Genomic DNA, 12,935 nt, shown 5'->3' with positions numbered 1-12,935 from the left:
GAATTCGAAGCAATCATGACCACACCGGCCAGTCAGGCCGCATGACCGAAACTGTCACCTATCCGTGCAGCAGACCCAGTCGGCGTGGGCTGCGGGAACGGGTGCTGTGATCGCGATAGCCGATGCTGCCACTGCGAGTGCCGTCAGAGTCTTGATCATGGGAATCTTCGCTGCCTTGCTTCACCTTGTTTGCCGGTACTTTCTTGATTCATTTCCGCCTACCAGACCACAACTTCCGCTTGGTCTCCGCCGTAGCAGTTGACCGATTTCAGCACCTCGCCGTCGGGGAAGTCTGCGGGGCGCATTTGCCCACACACCATGGGATAGACGGTGCCGGTTTCCGGTGAGTACGCGTCGAATTGGCGGCACATTCCGCAGGCGTAGAACGCATGCGCCACGGCGTCGGCGAAGGCACACGATGTGCGGTCACCGACTACGCCTGAGTGACCGCCAGGGCACATGACAAAATTGTCGGCGTGCGCAGGTGCCGGGGGCGCGGCAAATCCCAGAACCGTTATTCCGGCGAATAGTCCGGCGGTGATCGTGCGTGGGATTGCGTGGTTGGCATTCATCTCGTTTCTCTTCTCGGGTGTTCAACATGGGACAAATACGGCCCGGTCATCGGGCGGCCCGACGCCCTACGGACATCATGGTCCGCGTCGGGGTTTTATACGCTCGGAATTGGAAATATTTGCACAGCGGCGTTCTTTTCGACCGGTGTGAGCGCACTACCGCCCGTGATGCTCGACCATTCCGGCCTGGGCGTCCGTCAGGCCACCGCATTCGTTGCTCGGCCTCCCAATATTCGACGGTGTAATCGCCGGTGCGGATTGCGACGAGCGGATTGCCGCTGTCGCGGATGAACTGCTCCGCGTCGACCCACGTCAGCAACTGCGCCAGGCTTTCGGCGACACGGGCCTCCGCCTGGCGTCACGGGCGAGGCCTTTTATGAATTGACAAGTCTCCCAGAGCTTTTCTGTGGCCACTCCGCCAGCGGCGGGAGGGTCAAGATGTAGTCGAGCAGCCTGTCGCGTCTCATCGTCTCGATGTTCTCGGCGGTGAGGGCCAGGAGGGATTGGATCGCAGCGTCACCAGGGTCAACGACATCATCGGATACCACGTTCGGCGCCGTAGGCGTGGTACCGACTCCCGAACTGGATATTTAGCCCTGCATAGCTAAGCCAAAACGACCCCAGTGGGCCATGCGGCGGAGCAGAATCTGAGTGCATACGGCCCCAATACGGCCGCGTGGCAGCGGCTTGGAGGAATGGCCTCCGGACCCGCGCCGAACTATGGAGGAACATGAAACGTCCCGTATTCAGCGCCATGCGCGTGGCCGCTTTCACAATTGCGGTTGCGGCGATGATCTCGGCCGCACCTCTTGCCCAGGCGCAAACGGATATCGAGACTAACTGTAAGAACTCCGGCGGCCAATATTCGTCGGAGGAGGTACAGCCTCACTTTGGTGCCAACCCCACTCTTATCGAGACATGTTGCACCGGCACCGGGGCATCGGCTAAATGCATTACCTACCGCGACGGTGTGCAGGGGCCCACATACGGAGGGGGATGACCGCAAGGCGTCCACTTGGCTCAGGTAATCCGGGCCCCGACAGGACGGCGCCGAGATCAACAACATCGTGTCGGGACGGCGTTAAGCTCACCAGTGACGGGAGGATTTGTACTGATTAGGAATCTTACAGTTGGCGGTCTGACCGTACACAAGCAATTTCAGCGGGTCACCTTCGTGGTCATCGCAGCAATGATCTGCGTGGCATCGACAATCCCCTTCCAGGCTCATGCCGAGACGCCCTTGGCAGCCTTCTGCGCTGATAACGCGGCACAACTTCAAAGAACTATGCATGAGTCGGGGCTTGATCCAGCCCAATGGGCCAGTGACCCGAAAAACCTTGCGAAGTTTGGTTTTCAAGGTCCTGGCGACATCGACACCCTGTACCACATGGTCATCGACAAGGGTGCACCATATATCACTTCCCATTGGTCAAACGAGAACGGCGCAATCGAATGGCGGTGCTCGGGCCAATGACGGCAACCGAAGTTTGGGGGTCCGAAGGCTACGCCTTCTCTTACACGCCGCACGCGCCCGAGATGGTGCGGGCGCCGGAATCCAGTAGGAGGAAGCAAAGCACTGATGCCTTGGGTTGAGTGCTTCAACCGCTGCGGACGGTACTACCCACATTTGTCAGGAAGTGGGTACGCGGCCCCGGGAGCCAACCTCCGCCCGGCCATTCTGGACTGAAGACAACGGCCACGATCCCAACCGGACGAAACCACAACGCGAGGGGCAGTCCGACGTTACTGTCGTGCACGGTTGGAGGTGCGGTTGCTGGGGGATTTATGGGGACGGTCGTCTATGAATGAGGTGATGTTCGGGCGCTACCGGCTGATCGAGGTGATCGGTCAGGGTGGCATGGGCAAGGTGTATCGAGCCCACGACACCGTCATTGACCGCTATGTCGCCGTGAAGGTGTTGTCCCCGGAGTTGGCCGCTGAACCTGGGTTTCGAGAGCGCTTCCGCCGCGAAGCCCACACAGCCGCTCAGCTGACCGAGCCACACATCGTGCCCATCTACGACACCGGTGAAGTCGAGGGCAAGTTGTATCTGGTCATGCCGATCATCAACGGCACCGATGTGGGAACCTTGCTCAAACGCGAGGGTCCGATGAACCCACAGCGGGCTGTTGTCGTCATCGAGCAGGTCGCAGCCGCACTAGACGCTGCACATGCCGCCGGGCTGGTTCACCGAGATGTCAAACCTTCCAACGCATTGATGACCAGCCGCGACTTCACCTACCTGATCGATTTTGGTATTGCCCACAACCTCGCGGCGACACGAGTGACCAAAACCGGTGCCATCATTGGAACTTTGGCCTACATGGCCCCCGAGCGTTTCACCGATGGTATCGCTGATGCGCGAGCCGATATCTACTCTTTGGCATGCATGCTGCACGAATGTCTCACCGGCGCCCAGCCCTATCCCGGTGATAGCGCCGAACAGCAGATCACCGCACATCTCACCCTGAGCCCGCCGAAACCCTCGAACCTCAACCCGAATGTCCCGGCCGCCTTTGACGACGTCATTGCTCGCGGTATGGCAAAGCGGCCAGCGGATCGTTTTGCCTCAGCAGGCCAACTCGCCAGGGCGGCAGGCGATGCGGCAGCGTGTTACCAAGCACCAACCGCCTACGCTTCTGTCCCTCGACGTCCGGTGGGCACCCGTGAGTTCTCGGCCCAATGGCCCAACCCAGAGGGGTCGGGATACACCCCATATGCCGACCACCTCCACGCCCCTCCGCCACTAGAACGCAAGCTCGGGCGTGCGCGAGTGGTACTGCTCGTCGGAGCGGTGGCCGCGTTCGTGGCTGCCGCACTGATAGCGGCATTATTGATCGTGCGAAACAACCAAGGGTCGCCGCCGAGCGCTTCGGAGGCAACGTCGTTGACGGCACCGAGTACTAGCGAAACAACGGAGTCTTCGACCATCCGACCGTCCTTCACGACGACGTCGAAGCCTCCAATCACCTTGCCAGACACCGATGCCCAGGGGTTTGTGGGTTATCCAGCCGCTCGATGTGACCCCGGGAACACACTTACTTTGATGGCGCGCACTACCCAATCTTTGGTGGTGATCTGTCAAATCGGGCCCGCGAATTATTACTACCGCGCTCTTAGGCTGAGCGACGGCGCCAGCATCGAACTCACTAATGCGGTGCGTTCATCAGACGGATTCGATGTGTCGAACCCCGCCGACGGCAGTCTCCGCCAAGTCCGCCCCACCTACGTGAGGATCTCGTTCCCAGGTGGTCCGGTCCAATCGGAGCCAATGGTCGAGTACGCGGCACGGTGATCCCGAGGTTGCATCCATGCCGTTAACAGCCGGTCAAATATTTGCCGGGTACACCATCATTCATCTACTGGGGTCTGGGGGCATGGGCGAGGTGTACCTTGTTGAGCACCCTCGGCTACCGCGACGTGACGCCCTAAAGGTGCTTCCGACCGACGTATCAGCCGATCCCGACTACCGTGCCCGTTTCAACCGTGAAGCAGAGCTGGCGTCGACGCTCTATCACGCCCATATCGTCGGCGTGCATGATCGGGGGGAAGAAGCTGGACAGCTCTGGATCTCAATGGATTACGTCGACGGTGTCGATGCGAGCCATTTCCTTTCCAGCCGGTATCCGGCTGGAATGCCTTTTGAGCAAGTCAATCGAATCGTGACCGCTGTTGCCAACGCCCTGGATTACGCGCACAAGCGAAATTTGCTCCACCGAGATGTCAAGCCAGCCAACATCATGATGACCCACCTCGAAGACGATGGCGAGCAGCGAATCCTCCTGACAGACTTCGGGATTGCCCGTAGCCGTGATGATATCAGCGGGCTGACCGCAACTAACTTCACGGTCGGAACAGTCGCTTACGCTGCCCCCGAACAATTGATGGGCCAGGACCTTGATGGCCACGCCGACCAGTACGCCTTGGCTGCCACGACCTACCATCTGCTCACTGGTGCCCAGCTATTCCCTCATTCAAATCCCGCAGTAGTCATCAGCCACCACCTGAAAGCGACACCGCCATCGATTGCTGATAAACGGCCCGAACTGGCCGCCCTCGAACCCGTGTTGGCAATCGCATTAGCCAAAAACCCCGACGACCGTTTTCAGCACTGTAGAGACTTCGCGCACGCCCTCACCTTGGCAAGGATCCGAGCCCGCAGCGGCGACACCAGCCATCATCAGGCTGCAACACAGACGGCGGTTGGCACTGAAAAGCCGCTCACCTCTGCGGCGCCGGTGGCCGGGCCGAAGAACCCAGTCAGTTCTCCAAACCGAAATACCGGGACAAAGGATCCACCGGCGTCCACCCCGCCCCTGGTTGGCGCGAATAATCGAAGCTCGGTTGCGGCGAAGGCGATCTCAGGCGACACGAAGGAGGAACAGCATGTACATGGCGTGTTCCGGCGGAAACGGGGCGGCTGGCTAACCGTCGTACTGGTTTCGGGGGTCGTCGTCGTGCTCCTGGTCCTTGCTGGGGTCGTGTATTCCTCGATGTCGACATCGGGTCGCGGCGGCTCCTCCTCCGGAACCACGACTTTCGCGCCCCAACCGCCGACCCCGTCGCCCACAGCTGCGCCGCCGCCACCGGCGCCGACGAGACCCGCCGAGACCGATGTTCGAACGACGATCGCAGTCGTCAACGGTCGACCCGCCAACGGGTTCCACGAAGTGTCCAACTCGAACGCCGACACACCCTTGGGTTGCGAGAAGGCCGCGCAGGCTGCGGTTACCGCCAACGTCTACTACTGCTACCCCAACTCCGCCAGCGCGGATCTTTGTTGGTCTGCGCCCCCGACATCGATGCTCTGCCTTAACAATCCGTGGGATAAAGAGCTGCGCCGATTCCCACTCAGCACACTTCCCTTGCCTCCGGTGCAGCATGGTGTCGATCCTTGGCCCTATGCCCTTGAGCTGGACGACGGTGCTAGGTGCCGCCTGCTGGTCGGCATGCGTGATGTACGACCCGATGGCGATATTCCTGAATACGATTGCGGTTCGGGCCAAAGCGGTTTCGTGGTGCTCATGGGGCGAGACTCGACCAACCCCATCAACCGGTCTTCAGCGATATGGACAGTCGAAGCCGGACCGCTCTTCTCCGTGGCGAAGATCTACAAAGTAAGTACGGCGTGGTTCGCGGGAGCTGAATAATTTCGGCGCTGCCGAGGCGCTCCCAGTAACTGGGTCGGCATCACGCCGACCCCTGCGTAGGTCGATTCATTCAGGCGGCAGTCCCGGTCAACTCGGCAGGGGTTCAACTCGGCAAGGGTTCCGCTTACGCAGCGCCCGTCGGCGATGCAATGCTCGACAAGGTAAAGTCTGGCGGCGCTATTCATCACCGCCATCATTGATCTTGCCCTTTAGCCTCAGATCTTCGGCAAGGTTGATTATGAACCGGCAAGCATCCATAAGAATTTCCCGCCAGTCCGGGGGCCACTCCACTAGCGGCGGGGCAGTCAGAATGAAATCCATTAGCATGTCCCGCTTCTCTTCGTCACATGTGCGCTCCGCAGTAAGCGCCGCCAAGGCTTGGATTGCCGCATCGCCAGGATCTACAACGTCATCGGATTCCACGTTGGGCACGGTAGACGTTGGTACCGACAGTGCGGCCGACGCGGCGGGCCCGGGCACGTAAGCACCATTCTCTAGGAAACGCAGAAGACCTTTGCGGGCAAAGCGCAACAGCTTGTCGGTCGGCCCCGTTACTGTCGCTGGGTGACCAACAAACGGGGCATTACGATCGCTGGGCGAGTGCTATCCATTGATGAGTGCATCGACAAGCTGCGCCGCTACCCGTCGCGGACCCTTCTTCGTTACGACCTGCCTGGTCGTGGAGATCCCAACACCCTCAACCGTGACGACGTCACCCGCACACGGGCCGTCTCGTCGCGAATCTCCGAGGCCGAGACAAATTGGTTTCTAGACCGCGCCAAAGATGCGCCGTGGCCCTCGACAGAGGCCGACGATCTGCGACAGGCCGACCCCTCCGTAATAGATGGGCCCTATGACCAGCTGGTTACCTTTTACAACCATTTCAGCGACGGGGCTCCGCGTGGGATCGGAATAGCGAAGATCAGCAAGGTACTTCACGTTAAGCGGCCTGCCGCATACCCCATCCTCGACAAGCGAATCACTTCCATCTACCGCGACGCCGCCGCCCAAGCTGCACGCCGGTATCCGCAGCGGGGGTATCGGCGGGCGAACTGGGCGGCGATCCGTGACGATCTGATCGCCAACACAGAATCTGGTGCGTTGGAAGTGCTCCGGGTCGCACTAGACGATGCTGTCGAATCCGGCGCCAGACTCACCTCGCTAACGGACCTTCGACTTCTGGATATTCTCACCTGGCGCTAGAAAGCCCGCCCAGGCCGATGGTCCACGGCGGCTCACGTGCTTCGACGCGACGACCGATATGTCTCGGAAGGACGAATTGTCAGACGGTCCTGCCAGACTCACGCTATGGCAACCCACTCGCTGCTGGAACTCACCCTCTATGTAGCCGATGTCGACGAATCCGCAGCTTTCTATCGCGCCATAGGCATCACCCTGTTCAACGACGACCAACCGGGTCGACCACACACAGTCGACGGTCATGTCGGCGAGACCGGTACCGTCCTTCAACTCTTTCCTGCGGGGGACAAACCAATCGCGAAGGTGCAGCTCGGATTCCACGTAACCGATGTCGCCTCAGTCGCAGCGGAACTCACCCGCCTCGGCGTTCCATACGAAATCCCCGGTGTGAGGCGGGTCCGGACTGCGGACCCGAACGGTAATCGGGTGCACCTGACCGACGTGATCAGTTGATTCGTGGGTCACAGCTTCGTGCCGACAGCTCATAGTCGAACGAGCAGCCCCGTGGCTGGTAGCTCTCGACAGTCGCTGTGAATGCATCCACTTCCTGCCCCTGGGCTGTCGCAAGGTCCTATTGTGTCGCTGACTGATATGCCATGGAGGAGCACAGTGGAGGGCACGCCGTTCGGGCGTTACCGCCTGATCGAGATGCTGGGTCGCGGGGGCATGGGTGAGGTGTGGCGTGCATATGACACGGAGACCAAGCGCACCGTGGCCATCAAGGTGTTGCCACCGTATCTGGCTGACGACAATGAGTTCGTGCATCGCTTCCGACGCGAAGCCGAAGCCGCCGCCCAGCTCAACAGCCCACATGTCATTCCCATCCACCACTACGGCGAAATCGGTGGCCGCCTCTACGTGGATATGCGGTTGATCGACGGCCGCGACCTGGGCGCCCTTCTGACCGAGGGGCCGCTAGAACCGGCACGTGCCGTGCGCATCATCGACCAGGTCGCCAAAGCCTTGCATGCCGCCCACAAGGTGGGTCTGATCCATCGCGATATAAAACCATCCAACATCCTGCTCGACGATGATGACTTCGCCTACCTGATTGATTTCGGGATCGCCCGCGCCGCTGACGAAACACGAATGACCAAATCAGGACACATGATCGGGACCCTTCAGTACATCGCGCCCGAGCGGCTCGACAGCCAAATCGAAGAGGATGCCCGGGCTGATATTTACTCATTGGCCTGTGTGCTTTATGAAGCTCTGACCGGAGAGCCACCCTTTGCCGGTAGTACCGCTCAGCTCATGTTTGCGCACCTCAACACCCCGCCGCCTCGACCTTCGGTCACCCGACCGGATGTGTCTCCACTGGTCGATGAGGTCATTGCGACCGGCATGGCCAAAGAACCAAACCAGCGCTATGCCACCACCATCGAGCTAGCCAACGCCGCCAGTGACGCGATGACCGAGCCCGTCCGCCGACCGACACCGAGCCCCCCGACTTTTCCGGCGACGGAACGGGCATGCTTGCCGCCGACGGAGCCGGTAGGCACTCGTGTCACCGCGCAACCGACAACCGCCGAGGCCCGGTCTGTGACCTTCGAAGAGCGAGCTACGCCACCCAATCCACCCATACCGACACGGGGCAACGCGATCAGTCGACGCACCACAATCGCACTCGTCGTTGGCGCCGTCGCACTGGTCGCCGTGATCGCGTTGGCCATCGGCATTCCCGGCCTCGTCAAACAACGACCCTCTGAATCATCCTCGATATCGTCGTCACCCTCGATACCATCGACCCCCACACTGTCGACGGCCACCGCGACTACTTCCGAGAGCGCAAGACCATCGGGTGCAACTGACTTCACGTCACTATTGATCCAACCTAGTGATGTCGGTCCCGACGCTGTTGTTGATGGGCCGCCGAGTCAGAACCCCAGCGGCATCACGGGCGTGGGACAGGTCTTCAAGAACCCCGACGGCAAGCGCACCATTATCGACACGATCGCGGTGTTTGCCGACACGGCCACGGCTACCCAGACTGCGACGAACATGAAGGATGTCGTCGGTAAGAAGGTCACCGGCCAGCAGCGGCCGATCGACATCGGCGCCGACGGGTTCATCGCGATCGGCCAGGGAATCGAACCCGGGAGCTGATCCCGTCAAGGGAAACGACGCGACCATATCCGGGCCTACCCGCCCGGGCGGCATAAACTCTGTGATCCATGAGCGCCGAGGAACCCGAGACTGCGGCCCACGACGCCACTGAAGCTAGCGCGTCCAACGACGCGACCGGGGTCATAGGTGACGATTTCTCTACCCGCTCGCGGAATGTGGCCGGTCGGGCCGAACCACTAGGCAAGGCGTGGTCTGACGAAGACGACACCGATGATCATGAGAATGATGATGCCCAGCCCGAGCGTCACTCTTGGAGCGTTGTCACCGGGCACGCTGCGGCGCTTATTTCGGTAGGTGCTGCCGTGGCGGCGATTACGGTCGTGGTGGGAGTGGTGATGTTCAAAAAGGATCACGCAACGCCACCCCCCGCTGACAACAGAACCGCACCACCAGGAATCGCGACAACTCAGCTGTCTCCCACAACCTCGATTGCGGCACCGCCTTCGGCTCGCACGGCAACAACTCCGCCAGAGTCAGCTCCCGTGTCCCACACTGCGCTTCCCGCCTGCTACGACAGTGCGTCGGTTGCTGAGAAACCCTCCACAGCAGGGCTTCTCTGCAAAGGTCACTGGTTCGAGAATTTGACCTGGAGTTCGTGGGGTCCCGACGCGGCAGACGGAGCGGGCTTCGAAGCTGTCAAGGGCTGCACACCGAGCTGCGCCGAGGGCGAGTTAACCAGAAACCGCGTCGAAGTCCATTTCTCAGGGCCTGCATCCCCGCCCGCCGACTCTGGATGCCCAGCCGATATTGGCTACTACACGCAACTCATCGTCGCTTACCCGACATCCACGCCGCCCCAGTTCGCGACGGGCTACGAAGGCGCACCCATCTCAGAAAAATACAACGGCATACCTTCCTACCGATGGAACGGACTCATTCCGCACTGCTACTGAGCCAGTCCAGCCAGCTAATATGGCCGGGCGCTTACCGACTCGGAGTTGATGAGTCAAGTACATACCAGCTGCGGGGCAGAAAGGTCGCACCACCCTGAACGTTCGGGCTGAACCAGGCTTCAGGCCGTGGCTAAGGCAACTAGCCTTGGTGGCTCTTGTCGCGTCGCCCTCGCACCGGCCTAGCGGAACCAAGCCGGGTGCGGGGCATCATTTTCTCGCACATCCATAGCAAGCCCGTGTCATCGACCTTCGCGGCGATCCCACGAACGCAGTCTTCAAACGGCGCATCGCCTACTAGGTCTCCGAGAGGGTCTTGTTCAAACTGCGTTGATCGCTTGGCGACAACAGCTGTCAACTTCATGCCAGCGCTGTTGACAATCGGCCCGAAACCAGCGTTGCGCGCTCGCGCCAGTTGCTCGTCGGGCCAGTACGGTTCACCGGTGCTGAGGTACAGGTCGACATGGGTTACTTGCCCTGGTGGTGGCGCAGGCCCTACCGCGTGCAAAGTAACTCCTGGCTGCAGCTGCGGGATTGGAGCCGATGGAACGCCCTTGACGAACATTGTCCAATCTGCGGAGAACCGAACTATATGGAGGGTGTGCTCGTCGATCTCTCTGCCGACGAAGTCGAGGGGCAGATACTGCCCTGGGTCCGCGCCCCAACCGCCGCCTGCATCTAAGGCCGCTTGAACAAGATGATCGCGTTCAACGTCGAGCCGAAAGTGCTGCTTTCCGAGATGCTGCGGTCTGGGATCAGTTCCGTGGATGCTGACCTTCATCGTCTGCAGGGGAAGGTATTGCGACTTAATGTAGAAGGAGGTGCGGTGCCATTCGATGAATGACGCATACCCGAACATCTTTTTGGAGCGTTTGCCGATGCATACGATGATCGACTCTTGCCCATCCATGTTTCCCACGCAGTCCAAGGTACGGCGGGAGCATTGGCGGTGAAGACCCTCCGGTCGTGACCGTCGCTTTTCTGCCGGCCAACTTTCTCATGGCCATGGAGACGTACGCTGTTCCTCTCAGACCTCGCTTAGCCGATTGAAGATCGTCACCGCATGGAGGGCAGCGCAGCCACGAGGCGGGGCGCTCAGTTGACGTGACAATTGCGAGCGCAACAAGCCAGTGCACGCCCCCACGGCAGCTGGGTGGACTTTTGCATAGTCGACATGGGCACAGACTTCGACGACTTCTCGACTCGCGCCAATGCATTCGCAACTGAAGGCGTCAGCGCGACCGAGCAGGCCAACCGGGCCCATCTGCGGCAGGTTATTAGTACCAGCGGGTTGACACCGTACTCAGGCGAGTGGTGGCATTTCGACGGCCCGGCCGCCCGTGTTGAACGCCCGATCAACAATGTCCCCGTCCACTGAGCCGGACATCCGCGCGTCTACCGGTGCAGGGTCGCGTATACGGTGATGTGCCGTTGTTTGGACGCTGCGTAGTAGGTGGACGTGAAGTAGAGCGTGCCATCGTTCTGCGGGGCGAGAGTGATTTCCGAGGTCACGCAGTTGCCCTGCGTGATCGTCTCGGTAAGTAACCGTATTCCGTTCGCTGTGGAGCCATGCCCTTTCCAGGTGCCGGCGCAGTTGAGCCCCGGGTAGCTCACCGTGCCGGTGAGCTGTGCGCCGTCGACGATGTCGGCGACCACATCGAAACCCGTTTGGTCGCCGGAGACGGGTCCAGACCAATTGCCGGTCAACGACATCGGCGCCACGGTCGGGTTGGTCGATGATGGCGTCGACGAAATAGGCGGAGCAGAATTGCTCCAGACCGACACCGTGGGACCCGGTGTTGAGACCTCCGCGCCGGAGTTCTTGTCGGCGCTGTTGCTGCGCACGATGCCTGGCGTTGGCGAGGTGACATGGTTCTGCTGAACCAGCAACCCGATGATGACACCCACACCAGCCAACAACACCGCACCCATGACGATCGCCGCCGGCGCCAACCACGGCCGGGGTCGACTCAATCCCTGCGGTCCGGGTTGCCCTTCCGGACGGAACGGGGCCGCGTCACCGGCACTAGGCCCGCGGTAACGGGGGGGTGCCTGCCGGGTCGTCGCAAACGGTCCACTGTCGGACCCAGGTGAGGACGTTCCATCCAGAGCGCGTTGGGCCGCACGGCCCAGCCCCCCGGGGGTGCCAAATCGGTCGTCGGGGTCTTTGGCCATCCCGCGGGCAATGACGTCGTCGAAGGCAGCCGGCAGCCGAGGGTTGACCATGCTGGGGCGCGGCGGCGGCAAGGAAGTGTGGGCGGCGATCACCTGTTCAAGCCCATTGGCCCTATAAGGAACCTCACCGGTGAGCATTTCATACAGCACAGCGGCCAGCGAGTAGACGTCCACCGCCGCGGTGGTCGGCCGGTCCTCGAACCGCTCCGGAGCCATATACGCCACCGAACCGACCGCCGAACCCTCGATGGTCAAACGGGTATCGGCGAGATTTTGCGCGATGCCGAAGTCGATCAAGTAGGCGAAATCGTCTGCCGACGTGAGCAGGATGTTCTGCGGCTTGATGTCGCGATGGATCAACCCCCGCGCGTGAGCGGCATCCAGCGCTGAGGCGACCTGGCGGATGATCCCAACGGCACGCGCCGGGTCTAGCGGGCCGCGCCTAAGCAGCTCGTGGAGGTCTCGGCCGCGGACCAGCCGCATATCGATGTACAGACTGCCGCCGATCTCACCCCAGTCGTAGATGGGGATGACATGGGGATCCTCCAGCATCGCCGCGGCGTGGGACTCCCGCTGGAATCTGGTCCGAAAACGCTCGTCGCAGGACAGTTCTGGGCGCAGGATCTTCAACGCGACAGTTCGATCCTTGGTGGTGTCGTAAGCCTCATACACCTCCCCCATGCCGCCTCGTCCGAGCAGTCGTCTGAGTTGATACTTGCCGAACGTCGATCCAATGCGGTCGTCTGCTGTGACCACGCCACCCCCTTAAGGTGCCGCCAAGAATTATCGGTCGGTCACCGACGTCGCGGGTCCGATAAGCC

The 12,935-nt window shown here is 61.0% G+C and carries 10 protein-coding genes and 2 pseudogenes; 8 read left to right on the top strand and 4 right to left on the bottom strand.

Annotation, left to right across the window (positions count from 1 at the left end; translation table 11 throughout):
* Nucleotides 1-218: 218 nt before the first annotated feature.
* The gene (locus A5686_RS21805; protein ID WP_067938544.1) at nucleotides 219-572 is read right to left on the bottom strand and encodes a hypothetical protein; all 354 of its coding nucleotides are present in this window, start codon (nucleotides 570-572) and stop codon (nucleotides 219-221) included.
* Between the two features lie 1,093 nt (nucleotides 573-1,665).
* Between A5686_RS21805 and A5686_RS27435 the strand changes: the two genes are divergently transcribed.
* From A5686_RS27435 to A5686_RS28500, 3 genes and pseudogenes are all read left to right on the top strand, one after another.
* Nucleotides 1,666-2,046 (top strand): hypothetical protein, encoded by a 381-nt coding sequence (locus A5686_RS27435; protein ID WP_156750186.1) that lies wholly within the window; start codon nucleotides 1,666-1,668, stop codon nucleotides 2,044-2,046.
* A gap of 339 nt (nucleotides 2,047-2,385) precedes the next feature.
* Entirely contained in the window at nucleotides 2,386-3,867 is a 1,482-nt protein-coding gene (locus tag A5686_RS21800; RefSeq protein WP_231986449.1) for a serine/threonine-protein kinase, read from the top strand.
* A 16-nt stretch (nucleotides 3,868-3,883) separates the two neighbouring features.
* Nucleotides 3,884-4,708, top strand: a pseudogene (locus tag A5686_RS28500) (serine/threonine-protein kinase); the annotation flags it as partial.
* Between the two features lie 1,191 nt (nucleotides 4,709-5,899).
* On the opposite strand, the gene A5686_RS21790 reads toward A5686_RS28500, so the two are convergent.
* Nucleotides 5,900-6,145, bottom strand: coding sequence for a hypothetical protein (locus A5686_RS21790; RefSeq protein ID WP_156750185.1), 246 nt, complete (start codon nucleotides 6,143-6,145; stop codon nucleotides 5,900-5,902).
* A gap of 141 nt (nucleotides 6,146-6,286) precedes the next feature.
* On the opposite strand from A5686_RS21790, the gene A5686_RS21785 reads away from it, so the two are divergent.
* The 4 genes from A5686_RS21785 to A5686_RS27430 all read left to right on the top strand — a co-directional run bounded on the left by A5686_RS21785 (nucleotide 6,287) and on the right by A5686_RS27430 (nucleotide 9,942).
* Complete coding sequence (locus A5686_RS21785; protein WP_067938538.1) at nucleotides 6,287-6,925, top strand: DUF6308 family protein; 639 nt, start codon at nucleotides 6,287-6,289, stop codon at nucleotides 6,923-6,925.
* A 105-nt stretch (nucleotides 6,926-7,030) separates the two neighbouring features.
* The gene (locus A5686_RS21780; protein ID WP_067938536.1) at nucleotides 7,031-7,375 is read left to right on the top strand and encodes a VOC family protein; all 345 of its coding nucleotides are present in this window, start codon (nucleotides 7,031-7,033) and stop codon (nucleotides 7,373-7,375) included.
* Between the two features lie 123 nt (nucleotides 7,376-7,498).
* Nucleotides 7,499-9,028 carry a serine/threonine-protein kinase gene (locus A5686_RS21775; protein WP_369829737.1) on the top strand — a complete coding sequence of 510 codons (1,530 nt, stop codon included), beginning with the start codon at nucleotides 7,499-7,501 and terminating at the stop codon, nucleotides 9,026-9,028.
* Between the two features lie 68 nt (nucleotides 9,029-9,096).
* Nucleotides 9,097-9,942, top strand: coding sequence for a hypothetical protein (locus A5686_RS27430; RefSeq protein ID WP_156750184.1), 846 nt, complete (start codon nucleotides 9,097-9,099; stop codon nucleotides 9,940-9,942).
* A gap of 139 nt (nucleotides 9,943-10,081) precedes the next feature.
* Here the strand turns inward: A5686_RS27430 and A5686_RS21770 are convergent, their stop codons facing one another.
* A complete protein-coding gene (locus A5686_RS21770) occupies nucleotides 10,082-10,858 on the bottom strand; it encodes a hypothetical protein (protein ID WP_156750183.1) in 777 nt (258 codons plus the stop codon).
* A 158-nt stretch (nucleotides 10,859-11,016) separates the two neighbouring features.
* Here A5686_RS21770 and A5686_RS21765 point away from each other — a divergent pair.
* Nucleotides 11,017-11,317, top strand: a pseudogene (locus A5686_RS21765) (M15 family metallopeptidase); the annotation flags it as partial.
* A 17-nt stretch (nucleotides 11,318-11,334) separates the two neighbouring features.
* Here the strand turns inward: A5686_RS21765 and A5686_RS21760 are convergent.
* A complete protein-coding gene (locus tag A5686_RS21760; protein ID WP_067938530.1) occupies nucleotides 11,335-12,870 on the bottom strand; it encodes a serine/threonine-protein kinase in 1,536 nt (511 codons plus the stop codon).
* Nucleotides 12,871-12,935: the final 65 nt, after the last annotated feature.

This window comes from Mycobacterium sp. E2479, from assembly GCF_001667925.1.
In the GTDB taxonomy this organism is placed as follows: domain Bacteria; phylum Actinomycetota; class Actinomycetes; order Mycobacteriales; family Mycobacteriaceae; genus Mycobacterium.
The sequence above is the reverse complement of the archived record's forward strand: the minus strand, read 5'-3'. Positions and strand labels throughout refer to the sequence as shown.